General features: G+C 58.1%; 23 protein-coding genes, 1 tRNA gene and 1 pseudogene. 9 read left to right on the top strand and 16 right to left on the bottom strand.

Annotation, left to right across the window (positions count from 1 at the left end; all coding sequences use genetic code 11):
- The first annotated feature begins 363 nt into the window (after positions 1–363).
- Entirely contained in the window at positions 364–645 is a 282-nt protein-coding gene (locus A3K90_RS10280) for a hypothetical protein (RefSeq protein ID WP_369690405.1), read from the top strand.
- Between the two features lie 222 nt (positions 646–867).
- On the opposite strand, the gene A3K90_RS03355 is transcribed toward A3K90_RS10280, so the two are convergent.
- The 5 genes from A3K90_RS03355 to thiL form a co-directional block, all read right to left on the bottom strand.
- The gene (locus A3K90_RS03355; protein ID WP_011358642.1) at positions 868–1,149 is read right to left on the bottom strand and encodes a Txe/YoeB family addiction module toxin; all 282 of its coding nucleotides are present in this window, start codon (positions 1,147–1,149) and stop codon (positions 868–870) included.
- Positions 1,131–1,760, bottom strand: a complete 630-nt coding sequence (locus A3K90_RS03350) for a type II toxin-antitoxin system Phd/YefM family antitoxin (RefSeq protein WP_303681173.1) — start codon at positions 1,758–1,760, stop codon at positions 1,131–1,133. The genes A3K90_RS03355 and A3K90_RS03350 overlap by 19 nt, the downstream gene beginning before the upstream one ends.
- Positions 1,761–1,827: 67 nt before the next feature.
- Positions 1,828–3,195 (bottom strand): TrpB-like pyridoxal phosphate-dependent enzyme, encoded by a 1,368-nt coding sequence (locus A3K90_RS03345; protein WP_303681172.1) that lies wholly within the window; start codon positions 3,193–3,195, stop codon positions 1,828–1,830.
- Between the two features lie 447 nt (positions 3,196–3,642).
- A tRNA-Leu gene (locus A3K90_RS03340) sits at positions 3,643–3,731 on the bottom strand.
- Positions 3,732–3,828: 97 nt separating this feature from the next.
- Entirely contained in the window at positions 3,829–4,893 is a 1,065-nt protein-coding gene (gene thiL / locus A3K90_RS03335) for a thiamine-phosphate kinase (protein ID WP_303681171.1), read from the bottom strand.
- A 486-nt stretch (positions 4,894–5,379) separates the two neighbouring features.
- On the opposite strand from thiL, the gene A3K90_RS03330 reads away from it, so the two are divergent.
- Both A3K90_RS03330 and ftsY read left to right on the top strand, forming a co-directional pair.
- The gene (locus tag A3K90_RS03330; protein WP_303681170.1) at positions 5,380–6,432 is read left to right on the top strand and encodes an ATP-binding protein; all 1,053 of its coding nucleotides are present in this window, start codon (positions 5,380–5,382) and stop codon (positions 6,430–6,432) included.
- A gap of 227 nt (positions 6,433–6,659) precedes the next feature.
- Positions 6,660–7,613 carry a signal recognition particle-docking protein FtsY gene (ftsY, locus tag A3K90_RS03325; protein WP_011358637.1) on the top strand — a complete coding sequence of 318 codons (954 nt, stop codon included), beginning with the start codon at positions 6,660–6,662 and terminating at the stop codon, positions 7,611–7,613.
- A 4-nt stretch (positions 7,614–7,617) separates the two neighbouring features.
- Here ftsY and A3K90_RS03320 read toward each other — a convergent pair whose 3' ends face one another.
- Positions 7,618–8,193, bottom strand: a complete 576-nt coding sequence (locus tag A3K90_RS03320; protein ID WP_011358636.1) for a DUF123 domain-containing protein — start codon at positions 8,191–8,193, stop codon at positions 7,618–7,620.
- A gap of 95 nt (positions 8,194–8,288) precedes the next feature.
- Between A3K90_RS03320 and A3K90_RS03315 the strand changes: the two genes are divergently transcribed.
- Together A3K90_RS03315 and A3K90_RS03310 are read left to right on the top strand one after the other, a co-directional pair.
- Entirely contained in the window at positions 8,289–8,957 is a 669-nt protein-coding gene (locus A3K90_RS03315; protein WP_303681169.1) for a protein-L-isoaspartate(D-aspartate) O-methyltransferase, read from the top strand.
- Positions 8,958–8,990: 33 nt separating this feature from the next.
- A complete protein-coding gene (locus A3K90_RS03310; protein WP_303681168.1) occupies positions 8,991–11,096 on the top strand; it encodes a peptidylprolyl isomerase in 2,106 nt (701 codons plus the stop codon).
- Here A3K90_RS03310 and A3K90_RS10275 read toward each other — a convergent pair.
- Complete coding sequence (locus tag A3K90_RS10275) at positions 11,038–11,322, bottom strand: HipA domain-containing protein (protein ID WP_369690404.1); 285 nt, start codon at positions 11,320–11,322, stop codon at positions 11,038–11,040. The genes A3K90_RS03310 and A3K90_RS10275 overlap by 59 nt on opposite strands.
- Before the next feature lie 372 nt (positions 11,323–11,694).
- On the opposite strand from A3K90_RS10275, the gene A3K90_RS03305 reads away from it, so the two are divergent.
- The 3 genes from A3K90_RS03305 to A3K90_RS03295 all read left to right on the top strand — a co-directional run bounded on the left by A3K90_RS03305 (position 11,695) and on the right by A3K90_RS03295 (position 13,577).
- Positions 11,695–12,864 carry an ATP-binding protein gene (locus A3K90_RS03305; RefSeq protein ID WP_369690403.1) on the top strand — a complete coding sequence of 390 codons (1,170 nt, stop codon included), beginning with the start codon at positions 11,695–11,697 and terminating at the stop codon, positions 12,862–12,864.
- Positions 12,851–13,150, top strand: a complete 300-nt coding sequence (locus tag A3K90_RS03300; RefSeq protein ID WP_303681166.1) for a hypothetical protein — start codon at positions 12,851–12,853, stop codon at positions 13,148–13,150. The genes A3K90_RS03305 and A3K90_RS03300 overlap by 14 nt, the downstream gene beginning before the upstream one ends.
- 178 nt (positions 13,151–13,328) lie before the next feature.
- A complete protein-coding gene (locus tag A3K90_RS03295; RefSeq protein ID WP_157858189.1) occupies positions 13,329–13,577 on the top strand; it encodes a hypothetical protein in 249 nt (82 codons plus the stop codon).
- 325 nt (positions 13,578–13,902) lie between these two features.
- Here the strand turns inward: A3K90_RS03295 and A3K90_RS03290 are convergent, their stop codons facing one another.
- The 9 genes from A3K90_RS03290 to coaBC form a co-directional block, all read right to left on the bottom strand.
- Positions 13,903–14,226, bottom strand: a complete 324-nt coding sequence (locus A3K90_RS03290) for a type II toxin-antitoxin system PemK/MazF family toxin (protein WP_011358631.1) — start codon at positions 14,224–14,226, stop codon at positions 13,903–13,905.
- Entirely contained in the window at positions 14,223–14,435 is a 213-nt protein-coding gene (locus A3K90_RS03285) for an antitoxin MazE family protein (protein ID WP_041464212.1), read from the bottom strand. The genes A3K90_RS03290 and A3K90_RS03285 overlap by 4 nt, the downstream gene beginning before the upstream one ends.
- Before the next feature lie 179 nt (positions 14,436–14,614).
- Complete coding sequence (locus A3K90_RS03280; RefSeq protein WP_303681164.1) at positions 14,615–15,268, bottom strand: hypothetical protein; 654 nt, start codon at positions 15,266–15,268, stop codon at positions 14,615–14,617.
- 20 nt (positions 15,269–15,288) lie between these two features.
- Positions 15,289–16,614, bottom strand: coding sequence for a type II toxin-antitoxin system HipA family toxin (locus tag A3K90_RS03275; protein ID WP_303681163.1), 1,326 nt, complete (start codon positions 16,612–16,614; stop codon positions 15,289–15,291).
- On the bottom strand, positions 16,614–16,856 hold the full coding sequence (locus tag A3K90_RS03270; RefSeq protein ID WP_011358627.1) for a helix-turn-helix domain-containing protein: 243 nt from the start codon (positions 16,854–16,856) through the stop codon (positions 16,614–16,616). The genes A3K90_RS03275 and A3K90_RS03270 overlap by 1 nt, the downstream gene beginning before the upstream one ends.
- Positions 16,857–17,270: 414 nt before the next feature.
- Positions 17,271–19,076 (bottom strand): phosphoenolpyruvate--protein phosphotransferase, encoded by a 1,806-nt coding sequence (ptsP, locus tag A3K90_RS03265; protein WP_011358626.1) that lies wholly within the window; start codon positions 19,074–19,076, stop codon positions 17,271–17,273.
- A gap of 12 nt (positions 19,077–19,088) precedes the next feature.
- Complete coding sequence (dnaB, locus tag A3K90_RS03260; RefSeq protein ID WP_011358625.1) at positions 19,089–20,624, bottom strand: replicative DNA helicase; 1,536 nt, start codon at positions 20,622–20,624, stop codon at positions 19,089–19,091.
- The gene (locus A3K90_RS03255; protein ID WP_303681161.1) at positions 20,621–21,220 is read right to left on the bottom strand and encodes a uracil-DNA glycosylase; all 600 of its coding nucleotides are present in this window, start codon (positions 21,218–21,220) and stop codon (positions 20,621–20,623) included. Before A3K90_RS03255 ends, dnaB begins: the two co-directional genes overlap by 4 nt.
- Positions 21,217–22,473, bottom strand: a complete 1,257-nt coding sequence (gene coaBC / locus A3K90_RS03250) for a bifunctional phosphopantothenoylcysteine decarboxylase/phosphopantothenate--cysteine ligase CoaBC (protein ID WP_303681160.1) — start codon at positions 22,471–22,473, stop codon at positions 21,217–21,219. Before coaBC ends, A3K90_RS03255 begins: the two co-directional genes overlap by 4 nt.
- A gap of 115 nt (positions 22,474–22,588) precedes the next feature.
- On the opposite strand from coaBC, the pseudogene A3K90_RS03245 reads away from it, so the two are divergent.
- Positions 22,589–22,819: pseudogene (locus A3K90_RS03245) on the top strand (hypothetical protein); the annotation flags it as partial.
- Positions 22,820–23,078 lie beyond the last annotated feature (259 nt).

Below are 23,078 nucleotides of genomic sequence, written 5' to 3'. Positions count from 1 at the left end.
TCCACTCCCCCATACCCGGCTCCGGCTACGCCCGAACCTGCAGAGATGCAGGGTCGGGCGGCCGGTTGCTGCTGCCGCTGAAAGGGTTGCTGCGGTTGCGGCGTTTTTCTCATCCAACCCGGAACTACTATACCAAGGGGGAACAATACCATGCTGAAGAGACACACGTTTGCATTGCCGATCCTTGCCGGAGCGCTCATCCTGGGACCGGCAATGGCGTCTGGGGCCGAGGAGGCCGCCGAGCCGGCAGCCAAGGCGGCAACAACCGGGGCTGCGCCCGCACCGATGAAATCCGCTGCCGCAAAGTCTGTAGCAGAGGGAGCTGTGAAGCCTGCCGCGAAGGTGGCACCCGCTCCAGTCGCAATGCAGCCGAAGGCCGACGCTCCGGCACCGGCGTCAGCCAAAGTGGCAGAAGCGCCCATCTACGGCAGCCAGCTGATGACGCCGGCCGAACGTAACGACTACCGGATGCGTATGCGCGCCGCCACCACTGACGAAGCCCGGCAGAAACTCCGCCTCGAACACCATACACTGATGCAGGAGCGTGCAAAAGAGCGCGGTATGACTCTTCCTGACATGCCCCCCGCAGGTGGCGGCGGCATGGGTCCCGGAATGGGTGGCGGAATGGGCGGCGGCAAAAAATAGCGTCCGGTAAGGGCGCTGTGGGAGTTCCCTCTGCCGCCATCGCAAAAAAGCTGACAGCTTCTTCGTTGGATTACTGGCGGGGGGAACAGAGAAGCCGCTCTTTTTTTGAGCGGCTTCTCGCATCTGGGGAGGCCGGCTTCGTCACCGAGGGGCTGTCAGGCATGTTCGTGGCGTCCGTCCCCCGCCCGGGGGGCGAGGGTTGAAGGTCAGGCAATGGGGATGTTACTTGTTGTCGTAATGCCCTTTACCTGAAAGAACATAGACAGTAACAATACCGTCGTCAATTTCATAAATCATTCGATGTTGCTGGTTTAGTCTTCGTGACCATAGCCCGGCTAAATCACCTTTCAGTAGCTCAGGCTTACCTATCCCTGTGGTTGGGTGGTTTTCCAGCTCAAGCATCATCTTTCCAATCTTCTTGATTATAGCTGTATTTCCGACTTTTTTCCAGTGAGCAAGGTGTTTGTCAAACTCCTCAGTAAGCTCTACGTGATATTTGCCCATAAATCCTTTACGCCGGTAAACTTACGCGTTCTTCCCGCTTTGACGTCAGCACGACCACGGAGGATTGAGTCACGCACCTCAGTCTGTTCAAAATACGTATCGTTCTTCTCCTCCTTTTCAGAGAGGCTCTCACTAACGGGCTCAAGAGTCAACGTAAACAGCCTCTTGTTCCTGTAACGGACAAGTACTTGTTCCTGTTTTTTTGTGGCCATATCCAGATATTTGCCAAAGTTTCTTCGCAATTCTGTGCTGGTAATCTCTATCATAGCTAAGGTGTTCATGGTTGAATGACAATTTACAAATACAACGGCTTCATCTGCAATAACGTTCAATAATCCTATCCGACCTTCGCTTCCAGCAGCGCCACCTGCCCAACCTTGGCAGAAGCGCCCATCTACGGCAGCCAGCTGATGACGCCGGCCGAACGTAACGACTACCGGATGCGTATGCGCGCCGCCACCACTGACGCAGCCCGACAGAAACTCCGCCTCGAACACCATACACTGATGCAGGAGCGTGCAAAAGAGCGCGATATGACTATTCCTGACATGCCCCCCGCAGGTGGCGTGGGGAACAGAGAAGCCGCTCTTTTTTTGAGCGGCTTCTCGCATCAGGGGAGGCCCGGCTTCGTCACCGGGGGTCTGCCGGGCATGTTCGTGGCGCCCTTCCTCCGGTCTCTCAGGGCGTTGGCGGATGGTCCTTCAATGCCTCCAGAGAGCGCTGCAGCATCTCCTCCGGCAGCGGAAAGTCGCTGATTTTACCCGACATATATGCGTCATAGCCCTGCAGGTCCATCAGGCCGTGTCCCGACCAGTTCATGAGGATCACCTTCTCTTTGCCTTCCTCTTTTGCCTTTTTCGCTTCCCGGATGGTTTGAGCGATGGCGTGCGAGGTTTCCGGTGCGGGTATGAACCCTTCGGTGTGGGCGAACAGCAGGGCTGCCTGGTAGCACTCGGTCTGCGGCAGGGCGGTGGCTTCAATGAGTCCCAGCTGGCGTACATGGCTCACGAGCGGCGCCATGCCGTGGTAGCGGAGGCCTCCGGCATGGATGGCCGGCGGGATGAACCCGTGGCCGAGGCTGTGCATCGGCAGGAGCGGCGTCATTTTGGCAACATCTCCCGAATCGTACACATAGGGTCCCCTGGTCAGGGTCGGGCACGCTTCCGGCTCCGTGGCAATCACCTGCACCTCTTTGCCGTGGATCTTGTCGCAGAGGAACGGGAAGCTGATGCCGGCGAAGTTCGAGCCGCCTCCTGCGCACCCGATCACCACGTCGGGATACAGTCCCACCTTTTCGAGCTGCTTTTTGGCCTCAAGGCCGATGATGGTCTGGTGCAGCATTACATGGTTCAGTACACTGCCGAGTGCGTAACGGGTGTCTTCGCGTTCTACGGCCTGCTCGATGGCTTCGCTGATGGCGATGGCCAGGCTTCCCGGGGTATCGGGCATTTCAGAGAGGATTTTGCGGCCCACCGCTGTTTCCATGCTCGGGCTCGGGATGCAGTCGGCTCCCCAGGTCTTCATCATGATCTTGCGGAAGGGCTTCTGATCGAAACTGATGCGCACCATGAACACCTTGCACTCGATGCCGACGAGCTTGCAGCTCATCGCAAGTGCGCTGCCCCACTGCCCGGCACCGGTTTCGGTGGTGAGGTACTTGATGCCGAACTGCTTGTTGTACCACGCCTGCGCTACCGCGGTGTTCGGCTTGTGGCTTCCGGCCGGAGACACCCCCTCGTTCTTGTAGTAGATCTTTGCGGGGGTTCCGAGTGCGGCCTCCAGGCGGTGAGCCCGGTAGAGCGGCGAGGGGCGCCACAGTTTCAGGATTCCCAGGATCTCCTCCGGGATGTCGATCCACCGCTGGGTGCTCATCTCCTGCTCGATCAGGTTCATCGGGAACACACGGGCGAGGTCGTCAGGACCGATGGGTGTGCCGTCAAGGCCAACGGGAGGGGGGAGCGGTACGGGGAGGTCGGCCTGGATGTTGTACCACTGGCGCGGCATCTCATCTTCGGTAAGGAGGATCTTGGTGGGCTCTGTACTCATGAGGCGGTGGGTTTTGTGTGGATGTTCCGTGTCCGTTTCGGGGTTCTCTAAAGAAAAGAAAGTCTTTGGCCGCTTCCATAGGGAAAACGTCGGAGGATGGGTTGTTGGTGCGATTTTTTTTGTTGCGGCAGCCTAGGGCGTATGGTGCTGGAGGATGACAAGCGCAGCTGGAAAGAGATCAATGGGGAGGTCGATCTTGGGGATGGGCGGGTGTGAGGGTGTTTGGGGCGGGGCATGCAAAACCCCCGCGGGTGAGGCGAGGGTTGGTTTTCTGCAATCGTGCTTTACTTACGGCGCTTACGCTCCAGATCCTGCTTGGCATGCTGGGGCTCGGGGCGCTCTACCTGCCGTCATACTCACTGGACTTGAATTAATCGCCGGCTACCCTGCGGGGTTCCCTTATCTGCAAGGGTTTCAGGACTGTTGCTTATGTAAGCCTATGCTGGGTGGTGCCGAAGACGGGGGTCGAACCCGTACGCTCATTGCTGAACACGGGATTTTAAGTCCCGGGCGTCTACCAATTCCGCCACTTCGGCCAGGCCAGGTAAAGTTACACTCTTCCCTCATTTTCACAAGCAGAATGCGCCACCCTCCATGTGTTGCTGATTATTCCTGTACCCGTCCCCTCCCTCATCATCGGAAGTGGTCGAATCCGGGGAGCGACTGGAGGTCTATTTCGATGCCGTAGATGTCTTTGAGCAGTATGCCCTGTTCCTTGGGGGTGATTTCGCCGATTACCGAGATGTCGCGGTTGTCGGCGATCTTCTGGTATTCCTCATGTGGCATGGTGAAGAGCAGCTGGTAGTCTTCTCCTCCGCCTATCGCCCAGCCGAGGGCATCGTCCTGCAGCTCGTCGGCAATCAGCCGGGCGGTGGAGTTGACCGGGATGCGGTTCTCCTGCAGGAGCGCGCCGGTGCCCGATGCGCTGCAGATGTGGCCGAGGTCCTGGCCGAGTCCGTCGGAAACATCAATCATGGCCGAGGGGTGCGCCCGGCGTTCGTGGAGGAAGCGGACGATGTCGAGCCGTGCAAGCGGGAGCAGGTGCTGCTGAATGGCGCCGCTGTACTCCTTGAGGTCGGCCATGATGCTGCCTTCGTACGCTTCATTGTGTTCGATATGCTCCATCATGATGAGCTTTTCGCGCGTCAGGACCCTGAGGCCGGCCGCCGAGCCGCCGAGCGTGCCGGTGAGGCAGATGAGGTCTCCCGGTTCGGCCCCTTTCCGGTAGGTTACATTGGACTCTTCGGCTTCCCCTGTTACCGTGACGGAAATCACGAGTCCGGAAGGTGAGCGCGAGGTGTCGCCACCGACGATGGCGATCCCGTACTCCCGGGCGGCGGCCTCCATGCCGCGGTAGAGCTCCTCGATCATTTCGACTGGAAATGACGGCGGCACGGCTATGGAGACGAGGGCGTGGCGCGGTATGGCGTTCATGGCGCAGATGTCGGAGACATTGACGCTGATTGCCTTGCTTCCGAGGTGCTTCACGGGGGTGGTGAGGAGGTCGAAGTGGACCTGCTCCAAAAGCAGGTCGGTTGAAGCCACTTCATTCATGCCCGCCGCCGGATGCCAGACGGCGCAGTCGTCGCCGATGCCGGCGATGAGGCCGGGTGAGGCCGCAAGGGTGGGCTTGACGATGGCGGAGATTCTGTCGATGAGGCCGAACTCTCCGACCTCAGCGGTTGTTTTGTGTGTCATGCTTCAAGGTGCTGTGCACGGTAATGTGGTTCTGGATGATGGGGCGTTACCCTCAGGGGCGTGACGCCTTCCGCACCTCTCCCGAAGTCAGTTGGACGCGCCATTCCGAATTGTATGTATTTTCCCCGGGAGAAACAACATCTTCGCTTCTGTGGCCAGAGAGCCTCTCTACGAAGCAAATCCAGATTTCTCTTGAATCCGTCGGCGTGCCGATGGCTTTGCGGATGCGACAAAAAGCTGTTTTCCGCTCCGATTCCGGTCGCTCGTTCCCGTTGGTGAGGGAACGTGCTGTCTGTCTGATGTTGGTATGAAGATTCGGAGACGGACTCCGAATCTTCATATATTTCCGTCATGATACCAAGAAAAGGCCCTGTTCAGGATCTTGTCCGACAGCTAGCCGCTTTTCCCGTGGTAGCTATTCTCGGACCCCGGCAGGCAGGCAAAACCACGCTGGCCAGGTAGCTTGCAGCCGCCTGGCAGGGCCCCGTGCACCGCTTTGACCTGGAGGATCCTGACGATCAGGCCCGCCTCAGCGATCCCTCGTTTGTGTTGCGGCCATTGACCGGCCTGGTTGTACTGGATGAAATACAGCTTCGTTTGGATCTTTTTCCTCTCTTGAGGGTGCTTTCCGACCGCGAGGAACTGCCTGCCCGCTTTCTGATTCTCGGCAGCGCCGCGCCTGAACTTCTTAAGCAGACATCGGAAAGCCTTGCCGGACGGGTGGCTTTTCATGAACTTGACGGCCTTGGGTTGGACGAATATGCGCCTGCAGCAGCCAAAAGCGACTGGCTGGATGAGCGCTGGCTGCGGGGCGGCTTGCCGAGTGCATTGCTTGCGCTCGACAACGCCGGCAGTCTGGAATGGCGGGAATCCTTTATCCGCACCTATCTTGAGCGCGACCTTCCGCAACTGGGCATCAACTTGCCGGCCCTGACGCTGCGGCGTTTCTGGACCATGCTGGCTCATTATCACGCCCGGACCTGGAGCGGGAGCGAACTGGGTCGTTCGCTTGGCGTCAGCGACAAAACGGTCGGCCGTTATCTGGATATCCTGGAAGGCACGTTCATGGCGTTTCGCCTTCTTCCGTGGCATGCCAATACGGGCAAGCGGGAGGTACGGTCGCCGAAGGTGTATGTGGCCGACACCGGCATTCTTCACAGCCTTCTGAAAATCGGCGGGCGGGACGATCTGCTGGCCCATCCGAAATGCGGCGCCTCGTGGGAAGGGTTCATGGTACAGGAGCTTATCCGGCGGACCCATGCGGAGCGTGGCGAGGCTTTTTTCTGGGGCCTGCATGCGGGTGCGGGACTGGACCTGTTGATCGTAAAAAACGCTCAGAGGGTGGGATTTGAAATCAAGCTTACCCGGTCACCGCAAGTCACGCTGTCGATGCGCAGGGCCCTGAAGACGCTTGAGCTCGACCGTCTTTTTGTCATGTGCCATGCTGAAGGAGAGCCGTGGGCGATGGCTGAGGGGATTGATGCTGTACCGGCATCGATGCTTGCTTCAGCAGAATGGCAGCCGTTGAAACAGCCTTAGGGCTGCTTCGTGAGGTGTTGTACCATTCGAGCGCAACCGGCCGCTTGCCGCACCGGGCCTCGACGGACGGGGCGGGTTTAGAGAGAGAGAGAGACTGCCGCTTTTTTTATGCAGGGTGGCATGCCGTTATGGCTGGAGTGCTCGTTATATTGACTGGATCGGCTGCAATGGGTGCGCCGCGTGGGGGAACTCAATTGCCTTTCGGGGCTGGATTAACATGACTGCATATGGGTTTTTTTGACAAGTTCAAACTCTCACGGCTGACTGAAGGGCTCGGCAAGACGCGCGAGACGCTTCGCGAGAAGCTGGCTGTGGTGACGAAGGGTAAAACGGAAATAGATGACGAGTTCCTTGAGGAACTCGAAAACATCCTCGTCGGGGCGGATGTCGGCGTGGAGATGACGCTCGACATCGTCGAGGCCATCACCCTGCGGGCGAAACGGGAGACCTACCGTTCTGAAGAAGAGCTGAACCGGATGCTGCTCGATGAAATCTCGGGCATGCTCAGGGACAGCAGCCTTGAGCATCCGGTCGAGTTCGACGCACCGCTTGCGGCCAGGCCCCATGTAATCCTCATCGTGGGGGTGAACGGCGCGGGCAAGACCACGAGCGTGGCCAAGCTTGCCTCCAACTACGAGCGGGCGGGGAAGAAGGTGGTCATTGCCGCCGCTGACACGTTCCGCGCAGCGGCCTATGAGCAGCTGCAGGTATGGGCCGAACGGGCCGGCGTGCCGCTCATCGGCCAGGGGCAGGGTGCAGATCCCGCCTCGGTGGTGTTCGATGCCGTCAGCTCGGCCGTGGCGCGCGGCACTGACGTGGTGCTGGTCGATACGGCAGGCCGGCTGCACAACAAGAGTCATTTGATGGAGGAGCTTGCCAAGATCATGCGGGTGGCCAAAAAGAAGATCCCCGAGGCCCCGCACGAGGTGCTGCTGGTGCTTGACGGCACCACCGGCCAGAACGCCGTGCAGCAGGCCCGGGAGTTCATGAAGTTCGTGCATGTGACGGGTATCATTGTCACCAAGCTTGACGGTACGGCCAAAGGCGGCATCGTGCTCTCTATATCGCGGGAACTCAAGCTGCCGGTGAAGTACATCGGTGTGGGAGAGAAGATCGACGACCTGCAGCTCTTCGACCGCCGGCAGTTCGTCGCCGCACTGCTCGGCCGTCTGGAGGAGTAGTTCTTCAGTTCCCCGTCAGATGGAGCGCAGCGTTCTCCATGTCGGCCATGACGGCCGCGGTGTCGTAAAGCCGGAGCAGGTGTGCGCCCTGTTTACGGTCCTGAGCCCCGAGACGGGGAGCGAGGGCTTCGGCGGCAGGGTGCGTGTTCAGGACGACGGAGAGCGCGTCCTCGAGCCGCAGGGGGCTGCGGATTGCGATTACCCGGAAGAGTTCAGCTTCCCGCCGCTCGAGCAGGTAGTCGACGTGCCAGCGGAGATGTTTAAGGGGGTGGCGGGCGGAAGGTCCGCTTGTGAGGCCGGCGGCCTGGAACTCCCGGAGCATAAGGCGCCGGATCGGGTGCGCGGGTTTTTTGCCTGAACGGGAGGCGTGACGCAAGAGGCGCAGGGCAAGCGGTGAACCCGAGGCCCGCTCTCCGAGAGCTGAGCCGACGTAGACGTAGTCGCCCTCCGGGGCCTCGACGGGTCGGCCGCCCATGAACCGCCCGAACGGAATCAGGAGCGGAGCCTTGAGGCGGATGAAGAGGATGTAGGTTCCCATCCTGCACCCTTCACCCAGTATCGTGCACTGCAGTTCGCTCATGGCGGCTCTCTTTGTTTGGCTTTTTCCCCTTTTGATGCAATATTAGCGGAGCGTTCCCCCTGCGCCTGTGTCTCTAAAGATAAAGGATTTCAGGTATGGAATGGAGCGAATCGGTATTTGACGGAAGGCGCAGGGAGATGGTCGAGGGACTTCGGCGCTCAGGCATCATGAATGCAAGGGTCCTCGAGGCGTTCCTGGAGGTCCGCCGCCACCTTTTTTTCCCCGAAAGCGAGCGGGAGCACGCCTACGACGATGCGGCGTGGCCCATCGGGCACGGCCAGACCATCTCGCAGCCCTATACGGTGGCCTACATGACGAGCCTGCTTGCCGACAGGGTGCCGTCCGGCAAGGTGCTGGAGGTCGGCACCGGATCGGGTTACCAGTCGGCCATCCTCGATGCCATGGGCTACAGGGTCTTTACCATCGAGAGGGTCCTGCCGCTCTACAGTGATGCCCTGGGGCGCTTCAGGCGGTTTGCCCTCCCCGTTGCAGCAAAACTCGGGGACGGCTCAGAGGGTTGGCCGGAGGAGGCCCCCTTCAACGCCGTCCTGGTCACCGCCGCAGCACCGAAGGAGCCCGAAGCGCTCCTCCGCCAGCTTTCGGACAACGGGTGCCTCGTCATTCCGCTCGGGGGGATGGATGTGCAGCAGATGACCGTCATTACCCGCCGCGGCGAGGTCTTTCTGAGGGAACGGTATCATGAATTCGCCTTCGTGCCGCTCATCGGCAGGGAAGGCTGGGAAGAAGAACAGGAACAATCGTAACACAAAAGCAGCAACCATACACAGGGAAGTCTTATGGCACTCATGACGAGCATGCGCGATAAAACGCATATCATCCTCTACACGCTCCTTGCCGCATTTCTCGCACTCATCGTTTTCGAATGGGGCATGAACTTCAGCGGTCCTGCCGGCCGCAACGGACAGGCGGGAAAGGTAAACGGCACGCCGGTGCCCTACAGCGAGTATGAGGAAATCTACCGCCAGTACAGCGAAAACTACCGCCAGAGCAACCCCGGCGGCGACATCTCGCCCGAAGCGGAGCTTGGTCTCAAGGAACAGGCCTGGAACACCCTTGTCGACCAGAAGCTGCTTGAAGAGCAGTTCCGGAAGTTCCGGATCACCATCGAAGATTCTGAAATCCTGGCTGCCATCCAGCGCCCCGATCCGCCCCAGATCATCGCACGCAACTTCATGGACCCCGCTACCGGCGCCATCGACCGCGCACGGCTTGACAGCGCCCGCAAGGATCCCCGGAACAAGGAAATGTGGGTACAGGTCGAGGACATCATCCGCCGTGAACTGAAGATCCAGAAGCTGCTTCGTGCGCTCGGCACGATGGCGCACGTGACGGACCGGGAGGTCGATGAACTCGTCCGCCGCCAGTACACCCGCATGTCGGCTTCGTTCATCCCCGTTCCCTACAGCTACGCCGGAGATGATGCCAGCTTCCCGGTGAAGGATGATGAACTGCGGAAGTATTATGACGAGCACAAGGAGATGTTCCCTCAGCCTCCTTCGCGTTCGGCTGAGTACGTCTTCTTCCCGCTCGTTCCTTCAGCAAAGGACAGTCTGCTGGCCCGCAGTGAACTCGAGTCACTCAGGAGCGACTTTGCCTCTGCCTCCTCCGACAGCGCGTTCGTGTCGGTGCAGAGCGACGAGTCCCGTGGTGCCGACATGGTGTTTGACCGTTCCGCTTTTTCACCTGCAGCAGGTTCTGCTGTTTTCGGCTCCCCTTCCATGCGGCCGGGCGGGATGATCGGCCCCGTCGCAGACCAGGGAGCCTACTGGCTTCTGAAGGTGAAGCAGATCGTGACGGCTCCACGACCCCTGGCCCGTGCGTCGCACATCCTCATCGGCTTCAACCCCGCTAACAGGGCCGAGCTCCTGCAGGCACAGGCGAAGGCGGAGATGATTCTCCGGCAGCTCAAAGCCGGTGCTTCGTTTGCTGACCTTGCAAGCCGCTACTCCGCTGACCCCGGCAGCGCCCGGAGCGGTGGCCAGCTTGGCTGGTTCCGGAGTGATCGCATGGTGCCGGAGTTCGCCGATGCGGTCTTCAAGGCAGCGCCGGGAACGATTGTCGGTCCGGTTGCAACCCGCTTCGGCTTTCATATCATAAAGGTTGAAGGGTTTGACAGCAGCGCATTTATCGGCTCCGCCCTTACCCGCAGCATCCGTCCTTCTTCCGAAACCACTGAAAGCGTGCGGCGCATCGCCATGGCGTTCCAGATGGATGCGAAGGATAAGGGATTTGCGAAGACAGCCGAAACTGAAAAACGCGAGATTGCCAAAACCGGCGACTTCACCCGCAACATGCCGATTCCCTCCATCGGCTACAGCGAAAAGATTGCTTCATTCGCCTTCAAGGCCGGTGAGGGGGATCTCTCCGACGTACTTGATACCGAGCGGGGATTCTATGTCATGAGCCTTACCGGGAAGAACGACACCGGTTACCGCAAGCTTGACGATGAGCTTGAATCGGCCATTACCACGGAACTGAAACGGGAGAAAAAGGGGGAGTTCATCAAAAAGAAGCTGCAGGCGCTGGTCTCGGTTCCCGGCGCCACGCTGCAGAAGATCGCTGCCGCGGACAAGAACTTCAGCCTCTTCACTGCCGACGACATCCGCTGGAGCGACGGGTTCATCCCGGGCTACGGGGTTGACCGTCCCCTTGTGGAAGCCATGGCCGGCATGCCGGTGCAGAAGCTCTCCCTGCCTGTCAGGGGTAATGACGGCTTTGCCGTCTTCATGGTGCAGAAGAAAGCCCTTCCCGAAGGGCTGGACCCCGCCCTTGAAAAAGCGGCTGTCGCCCCCCGTCTCCTGCAGATGAAGCAGGAACAGCTCTTCAGCGAATACTTCGCTTCCATCCGCAAACAGGCCAAGATCGAGGATACCCGCCCCTGAACGGGGCGGGGTTCGGGAAACGGGGGAAAGCCTCCATCCGCTCCGGCGAGCGGAGAAACAGATGGTTTCTCAGATGAAGGTCGCGATGTGCTGTATCGACATTGAATGCAGTCCGGGTGAAAAGCTCATGCAGGTCCTGGTTGACAGCTGCAGGTTCCCCGTATGAAGCAATGAACTCCGCGATTTCCAGATAACCGGCATCATCGCTATCGATATGGTGCAGCATTGTCATGCACCGGGTGCCATGGGATGACGCCTCTGTTCTTCTGCAGGAAGGGCTTCCCGCCGCAGTATCAGCTGTTGGCCCCGCCGGTCGGGACATGAGTCCATGAAGACCCCGAAATTTGAATCCACAGGGTAGAATACTCCTTCTTTGAGGATAACTGTTTATTGCTGTATATGTGTTCTTTCTAAATGATGGTTATCGTTATCTGGTCATTATGCTGTCCCCGCCTGCATGGTAGAAAGAATGGCACCCTGATGGATGAAGACAGGCACTGGAAGCCGCGTCGGTTGTTATGATGCATCCTACGGGTTTCTGTTTGGTACTTGTTCTGAAGTATGTAATATTCAAGTTGAACTTGAAAATTGCATAACAATGATCCAAAGACATCTTGCTCCTACCATGAAGGAGAGGTCAAGGCAGTACCCGATCGTCACCCTCACCGGGCCCCGCCAATCTGGAAAAACGACTCTCTGTAGGCAATGCTTTCCAGAAAAGCCATACAGCAACCTCGAACGGCCGGATACGAGGACATTTGCACAGTCCGACCCCCGGGGGTACCTTGAGCAGTTTCCCGAGGGAGCCGTTCTTGATGAGATTCAGAGAGTGCCCGAACTGCTTTCCTGGCTTCAGGTCCGGGTTGACCTGCATAACCGCAAAGGCGAGTTCATCCTGACTGGCAGCCATCACTTCGAGCTTAGTCGTAGCGTCAGCCAATCTCTGGCAGGTCGTACGGCTCTGCTCGAACTTCTCCCCCTCTCCATTGCGGAGCTGCAGGGCGCTGGCGCCGACACCTCCATCAACCGAATGCTTTATGCCGGAGGATACCCGCGCATCCATGCCGACAGGCTTGATCCGACGGTCCTGCTCGGAGACTATTTTGCAACATACATTGAAAGGGATCTTCGCGAACTGATGCAGCTCCGCAATCTCAGCGCATTCGAAACCTTTGTGCGTCTTGCCGCCGGCAGGACCGGTCAGCTTCTGAACCTACAGAGTCTCGCGGCCGACTCGGGCATTTCGAGCCAGACGGCAAGGGCATGGATGAGCGTTCTTGAGGCATCTTTTATCGTTTTCCTTCTCCCTCCATGGTTCGCCAACATTGGCAAGCGCCTGACCAAATCACCCAAGCTCTACTTTTGTGATGTGGGTCTGGCCGCCTGGCTTATCGGCATCCGTGATGAAACGCATCTGGCTTCACACCCCCTTCGAGGGAACCTGTTCGAGAATCTGGTTGTCCTGGAGGTCGTGAAGAGGCAGAAAAATCTGGGGCGGCACTCCCGTCTCTTTTTTTACCGGGACAGCAACGGCAGGGAGGTTGACCTGCTCTTTGAAGATGGGGAGAAGATCGGTCTTGCCGAAATTAAATCAGGAATGACTGTTGCGAAGGAGGCCTTTACCTCGTTGCACGCTGTCCATAACACGCTCGGTGAACGCGTTCAGACGTTAAGCCTGATCTATGGCGGCACGGAACACCAACGGCGGAGTGATGTCGATGTGATCGGCTACCAAAGCGCCTCAAGGCTCGTCGATGAGCATGGATGAGGGGGGAGGGGGGCAACGACACCCGGGAGCCCTTAGCGGCATCACGGGTGATTACACACCCGCCCTCGACGGAGCGGGTCCTGCAGAATGCTTTCAGTTTTTTCAGGTTCCCGGCCTCTATAGCACCGTCCATGAACTTGACCTCGAACGGCACGAGTCGTTCGCCTGTGTCGGCGATGACATCAATCTCATGCTGGGTGGAAGGGTCTCTCCAGTACGAAAATGCGCCGCTCTCTTTGTGGTGGCATTCGAAGACGTGTTTATGCTGTTCCCGCCTGCATGGTAGAAAGAATGGCACCCTGAAGGATGAAGACAGGGACTGGAAGCCGCGTCGGTTGTTATGATGCATCCTACGGGTTTCTGTTTGGTACTTGTTCTGAAGTATGTAATATTCAAGTTGAACTTGAAAATTGCATAACCGGCAAAAGCCCTGCAGCCGAATTGAAATCAGGGCTTACAGGAAAATGCATCACACCGCCCATCTCCAGCGCCTGCAGAATCTCATCAAACCAGTAACCCCAACCTCATCACGCTCCACGGCCATCTCCCCCCACCCCAACAAAGGAATCATCCACATCTACGACTCCATCGAGCTGAACCTCCCGCAGCTGGCTCGTATGGGGCAGAATCGCCGAAATGGCTATCAGGCTGATGGGATACCGCATCCGGCAGCCCATGGCGGCCGGACCGCCCTACGAATGCAGTTGGAGTGAAGCTCACGCATTGTCACGCTTGCACCAAACAGAGCTGCCCTGCATGGTACTGAGTAGATTTACTCAGTACCATGCAAGGCGCTGCGTTCTGGTTGAGGAAAACGGCAAGGCTAGGATTAATACCACATGCAGAAGAATGGTGAAGCGCCTTTCGGGTCAACTCGAGAACACTTTCCATCGAAGGGCTGCAATGTGTTCGAGGTTTGGCGAAACCTACATCCTTGGCGATCCTTCGGCCTTGGAGAACGGATGTAATCGATGGTTGGGACGGGCTTAACAAAAGGCTGCGTAATCAACGCGGTCGTGAATGATTGGTGGGGCAAGCCTACGCAAACCCCAGCCACAAAGCCAATGCCCGGTTAATGGCGAGTAAGCTTGTATCATCGAGCCGTCCAAAAACAGGCCCCACCTTTTCAGAAGGGACGGTCTGGATTTTATCCACCATCACTTGGGAAAGCTTTTTCAGGTTGTTGTCTGCCGTCGGAGGAATCTCAATGCGAAACAACGGCGCTGAACGAAGTTCGCTGGTCACGGGCAGCACCGTCACAGAAGGATGTTCAGAAAAGAAATCAGACTGAACGACGAGGGCAGGGCGTGGCTTGCCGTAGTCGCCTGATAATGCAATGGAGACGAGCTCGCCCCGCTTCATGCCGTCCACCCTTCACGGTCTGCGGCCTTTTCCAGAAACTGCAGGACTTCCTTTTCCTGATGATCTTTTTTCAAAAGGGCCGATTGCCGCCTGCACTCCGCCGCGAACCCTGCCCGCCGGGTATCGGGAACCCATATTTGCAACGGGCGCATCCCGGCCTTGCGTAAGCCCGCCCTGTACTTTTGAACTCTTTCGGCTACCCCCGCCATAGTATCCATCCTTGAGTTATTGTTTGATCCTGTAACATGTAACATATACTAAAACATCGCTACATGCAACAAAATTCCGTATCGAAAAGACAGAAAAGGGGTCCCGACAAAAAGCCGGTAAAAAGTACGCCCCCGGCGAAAGTCTTCGATAATAATCGATTGATACATTCTCAGTGAGATCAGAGAGAAAAACAATATGGAATCAATCTCATGCTGGGTGGAAGGGTCTCTCCCGTACGAAAATGCGCCGCTCTCTTTGTGGTGGCATTCGAAGACGTGTTTGAAAAATGCTGTTTCAACAACCCGGCCAAGCGCTGTGGAGTCTTCCAGCAGGCCTTTCTCTCTCGGCCCCTCAGTATTTCCTTGCCGTAACCAGGCGGCTTCAGCCGGTATATCAGGTGAGCTGATTCAAGCAGCATCATGAAGTTGAGTACAGTCTTTTTATTGACATCAAGATTGTTGCAGCGTGTGGGGATGTCAAGCATCCCCCCGTCATGCTGGCAGAAATACAGAAATGTCTGCTCAAGCTCCTTGAGTCTCCTTACGCCGAACATGGAGCAGATGTCGCGCTTGAGGACTTTGTCGACAATGTCTTCACGAAGAAGTTTCTGTGCCATAGGGGTGCTTTCCAGTAGTGCGGTCTGGGGAAAGCCGCCACGAAGCAGGTAGCTATGAAACAACCCTGTCAGCGGCCGGCACTCCTCTCCAACCCGGCTGAAGCGGGGCCGCTCGGCCTCGAGCAGTTCCCCAGGAGATGAGAGTAGAGGGATGTCAGCGAGGGCCTCCTTTCTCAAGAGCATGTATTGGCGGAAAAGGCTGCCGTACGGTCTCATTTCAGGGCACAGGGCCTCTTTCATCCAATTCTTTCCAGTGACTGCTCCACACCGTCAAAGATTGCTCCGGCTACGCTTTCCGGGAACCCGGACGGGAGTTGTCGGGCGGTATCCATAAGAACCTGCGGCGTTCGCTGCAGCATATCATCGATGATGGTTTCGGCGGTACGCCCTGTAAGGCCGCAGCTTCTTGCGGTGGTGATGAAGTGGCGCCGTGTCATGCCTGCCCATCGGTACACACGGCTTTTACCCCAAAGAGCCATGGCCATGGTGATTTCTCCGGGAGGAAGCTGATTTCGGCCGTTTCCGATGACAGGAAAAGCCGAGAGGGTATCATAGAGGGGCGTGAGGTGGAACGTTCCTGTGGGACCAAGGAAGATGCTGAAGTTTTTTGCGTGCCCATCGATAGCCGCGAGAAGAAAAAAGGCAACCTGTGTCTGGAAGAACAGCTTCCGGTCATCCTCTGCACGCGCTGAGCCGAGGAGGAGCTGCATGATGGCTTCGATGCCCGGACCGCCATCGCTTTCGTATTTCTGCCAAGGCGGTGTCCCGGTGGCCTGGCAGAGGTCTTCCTGCGGGAGGCGCATGATCCAGTCCCCTTCACGGGACGGTTTTCTGTCGAAGCGTTCTACAACGAGCGATTTCACGTCGCTGAAGGTTTCGATGGTTGCTTTGGCGACAGGAAGTCCGTAAGCCTCGAGGATCTTCAGGGAGAGCCACTCGTTTTCGATCGACAAATCCATGTTGATATGGTTTTGGCCGATTGTGCCGAGTGGCAGTTTGAGGATATGGGTTGAGGGTGTGGTGCCGTGGGGAATCATCCACCGGCCTTCATGAAAAAGAAGGGCCGTTTTTTCCTTTGCCCCGGAAAGAGAAATCCTGAATTCGTCACCCGCCTGTTCTCTTTTGCCGAAGGCGGCGTCCCGGGTTGTATTATTGCAGAGGGATGCGATTCCTGCCGGGTCAAGAGCCGTTGCCCGGATGGTTCGGATATCTTCTCCTGTATCGTTTGGGGCGAGAAGCTGGATGGCGCCAACACAATCGCGTCCGGTTTCCTGCAGGAGCGAAAACGGATCGATGCCTCCGGCGGCAAAGCGGTTCTGGATTCTTCGCCTGATCTGGTCATTGTTCGGCAACAGGTTGTCGAAGTAGGCGTAGACCGCTTCACCACGGTAAGGTTCAGTTCGTAACGGCATGGAAAGAGAGATCGGCCGGGCATGCGGCAGGGTAAGCCACGAGGCTGTATAGCCGAACTCATGCATACCGTTTGGGCGGACAGTCCAGTTTCCGACATCCTCTCCATTCATCAGGAGCCGGAGCATTTTCGTGCTTGATGGTCTGCCCATTACCACTCGCCTTTGTCTGTTGATCCATCTGCTTTTCTTTTGAGCGAGAGTTCAAGGCCGAGGGCGGAAAGCAGTTTGAAGAGGTTTCCGATGGAGCAGCGTTCCGGGTGGTTTTCAAAGGCCGATACCATTTTTTGGCTCATCCCGACTCTCTCTGCCGCTTGCTCCTGTGACAGCTGCTGTTCCTTGCGATATCCCTGCAGCAGCAGTGCAAGTTGTTTCGTGGTGCGGATGGTGTTCATCTGGCGTCTTGTACGAATTTTGATGGTACCCTCGTTATGAGGGCCTTACTGTCAATGGCCAACACTCGATTATCCTTTATATGGGATAAAACCAATTTATCCCTTTTTCGGGATAAAACAACGAATCCTGCTGGTTGGATTATGGAAAAAAAGGGAAATCCGTCTGACGGCGGTGCCAGGAGTGCTACGGCTCTCTCTTGCTCTCTTCCTCTATCTCTGCCGGACGGGAGCGTCGGTAAAGGGGGGGGACGTCGCATACGGCTCTGGTATGAGGACGTGCAGGGGGCTGTATTCGTAATGAACGGGCACGGGTGAGCAGGCATCGTTCCATCTTCCCCTTGTCGGCGGAGCATACGCTGCCTGCAAGGGGTGTGCTGGGGGCCTGTGTTTTTACTGTGGAATCCAGGGCGGTTTTCAGTGCATGCTGCGGCACCGTTCAAGGCGGTCCTTGATGGCTTCTGCGGTGGTGAGCATCAGGCACTCACGGGCGAGCCCTTCGGTTTCTTCGAGCGTGTAGCGGCCGACGAGCGACTTGAGTTTTGCGATGTCGGAGCTGACCACGCTGAAGTGGCGGAGGCCGCATCCGAGGAGGAATGGAAGGGCGAGCGGGTCGGAACCCATGTCGCCGCATATGATCGCCTTGCAGCGGTTTTTCTGTGCCGTTGAAATAATGCGGTACAGCTGGCGGATGAGTGCGGGGTGGAACTTCTCGAACAGGTCCTGTACGATGACGTTGTTGCGGTCGACGGCAAGGGTGTACTGGGTGAGATCGTTGGTGCCGATGCTGATGAAGTCGACCACCCGGGTGATCTCCTCGATCAGCTCCACGGCTGCCGGCACTTCAATCATGGCGCCGAAGCCGGGTTTTTCGATCTGCAGTCCGCTTTTCTGTGAAATCTCCAGGTAGAGCCTGTCCAGAATGGCGCGTACCGCCGCAATCTCGTCAAGCGACATGATCATCGGTACGAGGATGTCGATGTTGCCGTGGAGGTTGGCTTTCAGTATGGCCGTGATCTGTGCTTCGATGATTTCAGGCAGGTCGAGCAGGATGCGCACGCCCCGCCAGCCGAGGTTGGGGTTGGGTTCCTTGACTGGCGAGTACATCAGCTTGTCCCCTCCGATGTCAAAAAGACGGATATCGAGCGGCAGGGGGGCGATGGCGTCGGCCATCTGGAAGTAGTAGCGTTCCTGGAGGGACTCTGAGGGTACTTTGGATGCGTCGGTGAACAGGTTCTCGCTCCGGAACAGCCCCACGCCTTCGGCGCCGGCAGCGCAGATGGCGTCGAGTTCCTCCTTGAAGTCGATGTTCGCGTAGAAGCAGATCCGTACGCCGCACTTCGTCATTGCGGGATAGACGGCCGCTTCCGACTCATCCTCTTCACTTTTCTGCTCGGCCTTCTGGCGGGCGGTGTATTCAGCAATGCTTTCTTCCGAAGGGTCGACAAGCACCGTGCCGGTGCTTCCGTCGATGATCATCTGCCGTCCTGCAACCACCTTCTGCGACAGTTTGCCGAGCCCGACGACCATCGGAATCTTCAGTGACTTGCAGATGAGGGAGATATGCGAGGTCTTTCCTCCCGTGTCAGTGACGAACCCCTTGATGTTGCTGCGGCTGAGTAGCACGATGTCGGCCGGTGAGAGGTGGTCGGAGGCTACAATCACCCCTTCAGGGATCCATGAGTGCAGTTTACGGACATGGAGATTGCGGATGATGCGGTCCTTGATGTCCTGCATGTCGTCGGCGCGCTCCTGGAACAGTTCGTCGTCCGACTTGCGGAACAGCTCAAGGTACTTCGAGAACTCCTCCTCGATGACGAGGTTCGCAGGCCGCATCTCAGAGCGGATGCGCCGGGTGACCGATTCGGTGAGCACGGGATCGTGCAGCACCATGATTTGCGCCTGAAAGAGGTTCGAGTAGCTTTTTCCGAGCTTCTTGATGGTGACGCGCTCTATTTTACGGAGCTCCTTCTCCGAGCGGCCGAGCGCAGTGAGGAACCGCTCGACCTCCGCTTCGGTCTTTTCGGGTTCCAGCTTCAGGGGAAGCGGAATCTCCGTCTCTTTTACGAACGCATAGCACTCCCCGATTGCGATGCCGCGGGATGCGGCGATGCCCGTGTAGCGCTCCTCCTTGCGCCGCCGGCTTTTTCGGGCGCCTGGTACTGCATCTTCCGCTCCTTTCCGGGTGGCGGGAGGCTCCTCGTTCGGTGTGTGTGCGGGCATGAGGTAATCAGGTTAAAACGGTGCTTCGTCATGATTGATATAGGCCCCCTCTCTGTCCGGCGGCTGGTCCGCTTCGGGCGCCCGGTAGTGGTCGGTGTTGCCGTAATCGACTTCGGATTCAGCTGCTGCGGTGATGTAGGCGTTGGCCATCGACTGGAACCGTCCGTGGTTCTTCAGGAACAGCAGGCGGATGTCGCCGATCGGACCGTTTCGCTGTTTGCCGATGACGATCTCCACCACGTCTTTGGTGGAGGAGCCGTCTTCGAAGGTCTGTTTACCGTACATCTCGGGGCGTGAGAGGAACATCACCACGTCGGCATCCTGCTCGATGGAGCCCGATTCACGAAGGTCGGAAAGCTGCGGGCGGCGGTCGCCGGTGCGCTGCTCGACGGAGCGGTTGAGCTGGGCGAGGGCGATGACCGGGATGTTGAGCTCTTTGGCCAGCGCTTTCAGTGACCTCGATATCTGGGCGATCTCCTGCTCGCGGTTGCTCTTGCCGTCACGCACGGGACTTACCAGCTGGAGGTAGTCAACGACCACCATGCCGATGTCATGCTCCTGCTTCATGCGCCGGGTCTTGGCGGTCAGCTCCATGATGGAGATGCCCGGCGTGTCGTCGATGAAGAGCTTTGCCTCGTTCAGCTTGTCCATATTGTTGATGATGCGTCCCATCATCTCGTTTGAAATCCTGCCGGTCCTCACCAGCTGCGACTCCACCATGGCCTCGGCGCACATGAGCCTGACGGCCAGCTGCACTTCGGCCATTTCAAGGGAGAAGAAGAGCACCGGTGTCTGGAAATCGACGGCCGCGTTGCGGGCGAGCGCCAGCGAAAACGCGGTTTTGCCGGCCGAAGGACGCGCAGCGATGATGATCATGTCAGAGCGCTGGAACCCGGCCGTCATCTGGTCGAGCTCCGAGAACCCCGATCCAACACCGGTCACCGATGACTGGGAGGCGCGGAGGGTTTCGAGCATATGGATGCCGTTCTTCACCAGCTCCTTGATGGGTGTGGCCCTTTTCTTGATGCCCGCCTGCGAGATGTTGAAGAACTGCTGGGAGGCGTGCTCCACAAGATCGAAGATGTCCATCGACGAACTGTAGGAGCTCTCCGAGATCTTCGTCGATATCGATATCATCCTCCGGTAGAGGAACTTCTCCTTTGCCAGGCGCGCATAGTACTCCACATTGGCAGCGCTGATCACCTTGCCGGAGAGTTCCGCCAGATAGTGTCTTCCGCCGATGTTGTCGAGCTCGCCCATCTTCACCAGCTCTTCGCTCACGGTGATGAGGTCGATCGCCTGCCGCTTGTTGTAGAGCTGCATCATTGCCCGGAAGATGATCTGGTGGCGCCGCTCATAGAACACCAGGGCTCCGCTGTCGGCGAAGATCTGCACGACCTGCTCTATCGGATCCTCCTCAAGCAGCAGGCACGCAAGCACCTCCTGCTCGATTTCCGTGGAGTAGGGCGGTATGCGGCTCTCTCTGGAAAAATCGATGTCCTGATCGAAATCTATGATGTTCCTGTCCTCTTTTCTGTCCCTTTTCATTCAGCCCCCGTCTCCTTGACGGGCATGGTAATGTTGTCATAATGGTGCCTGAGCAGCTGCACGTCCTCCCAGCACCCCCGCTTCCAGTTGGGGTTGCGGAGCAGTGCGGCCGGATGGTAGGTCACGAAGCAGTCGACTCCTTCCCACTGAAGCACCTGCCCCCGCATCGCACCCATCGAAAGCGAGTTCTGGAGGATGGTGTTTGCCGCAACCTTTCCGAGCAGGAGGATCACCTTCGGGCGGATGATTTCGATCTGGCTTTTCAGCCACGGGGTACATGCCGCTATTTCATCATGCGCCGGGTTGCGGTTCTGTGGCGGCCGGCACTTGACGATGTTGCAGATGAACACCTCCTCGCGGCTGAAGCCGATTGCCGCAAGGATTTTGGTGAGCAGCTGGCCCGAGCGGCCGACGAATGGCTTGCCTGTTGCATCCTCCTCGGCCCCGGGTCCTTCACCGATCACCACCAGCTTCGCTGCGGGGTCGCCTTCACCGAACACAACCGTGTTGCGGGTTTCGGCAAGCCGGCATTTCCGGCACTCGAGCGTTTCCAGGCGGAGTGCCCCGAGTGCTTCTGTGGCGGGTACGTCCTTCAAGCGTTCCCTCCCTCCGCCCCCATAATCCTGGAGACGGCCTCAAGCAGCTTTCCTGCGGCCTCGTCTTTCGTCATAAGGGGGAGCGCATCCGTTCTGCCGTTCCGCTCAATAAGGGTCAGGCGGTTCGTATCGCCCTCAAAGCCCGAACCCGGCTGTTCGAAGGTATTGAATGCGATGAGGTCGAGGTTCTTCGATTCGAGCTTGCCTTTTGCGTTCCCGAGGCCTCCGGCAGTTTCTAGCGCAAAGCCTACGGCGAGCTGTCCAGCCTTTTTCTGTGCTCCGAACCCGGCAAGGATGTCGGGGCTCAGCTGGAGCTGCACCGCCATCGTCTCTGCACCCTTCTTCATCTTGCCCTCAACCGCTTCCAGCGGACGGTAGTCGGCCACCGCTGCCGCCCCGATGAAGATGTCCGTGCCCTCGTACAGAGCGCGTGCGGCTTCGTCCATCTCCCGGGCGCTCTCGACCTTGATGCACACAATGCCTTCGGGGGTTGGAAGCTGCACCGGACCGGTAATCAGGCTCACACGGGCACCGCGACGGTAAGCCGCCCGGGCGATGGCGAAGCCCATCCTGCCCGAAGAGTAATTGGAAATGAAGCGCACCCCGTCGATCTTTTCGCGCGTCGGGCCGGCAGTCACCACCACATGTTTTCCTCTGAGGATAGGGTCCGGTGTGAGTGCTTCCTGAAGCTGGCGTACGATCTCTTCGGGATCAGCCATGCGGCCGAGGCCGCACTGGCCTGAAGCGAGTTCTCCCTGTTCGGGGCTGAACACCCGGCACCCCTGTTGAGAGAGGGTACCTGTATTGCGCTGCACCGAAGGGGATGCGAACATATAGCCGTCCATGGCGGGGAAGATGAGCACCGGCCGGTCGGGACGGAGGGTGATGAAGCAGGCGGTCAGCATGTCGTCCGACAGCCCTGCGGCCAGTTTGGCAATCGTATTGGCTGTTGCCGGCGCAATGACGAGGGCGTCGGCCCACTCTCCAAGCGAGATGTGGGTTGTATAGTCGACTCCGGGAGTGTCGGTTGCGGGGAACATGCTGCGGAGGACGGGTTCCTGGGACACGGTCGCAAGAGAGAGCTCGCTGACGAACCGCCCGCCGGCTTCGGTCAGCGCAACCCTCACCTCAGCGCCCGCCTTTTTCAGGAGACGCACCAGATGTGGTGTTTTATACGCGGCAATTCCGCCGCACACCCCCAGTACAATCCGCTTTCCCTTCACGCTGCAACCCCTGTTTAATGCAAAAACCATATACCCTTAATGTACAAAATTCCCTTCCACAAAAAAGGTTGCCAGATGCCCCCTTTGAACCGCCTGAAGGGCCGGACAGAGGAGGTCTGACGTCATAGTTATCGTCATAGTTATCGTCATGGTGATTCAGGCAGGCTACGCCTATGTGCCCTACAGTTCTCTGGAAAGCGTCATCGAGATCAACAAAGAGGCCTACTATCTGGCGTTGCGGCAGACTCAGGGCGCGATTCGGACCGACGTCGCCGACTGGCAACCGTGGCTCGTGTTCTTTCTGCGTTCGCTGGCCGGACAGGGCCATCTGACACAGCATGGCCGAGGGCGGGGCGTGTGGTACGAGCCTGCTTAAACTCGAGCAGATGTTGTCTGATGGCTGGGGTCCACTTCAGTTCATGAACTCGCGAGTGTCGAAGCTAGTGTCGAAGGTGTCGAAGTTAGTGTCGAAGGTGTCGAAGTCTCCGATATTGCCTCTTCCATGGTACCCCTGCTTCGGTGTTGCAATCTGCCTCGAACCAGAAAAGAGATACTGACGTACTGAGGACTTGCTCTGCTCACACTACGAAGTACAGTCGCCATATTCTTTCAGGGCTTTCCTGACTTGTGCCAAA

Origin of the sequence: Pelodictyon luteolum (genome assembly GCF_001622165.1) — a bacterium.
GTDB classification, from domain to species: Bacteria; Bacteroidota; Chlorobiia; order Chlorobiales; family Chlorobiaceae; genus Chlorobium; species Chlorobium luteolum_B.
This window is presented reverse-complemented; position numbering and strand designations above follow the sequence as displayed.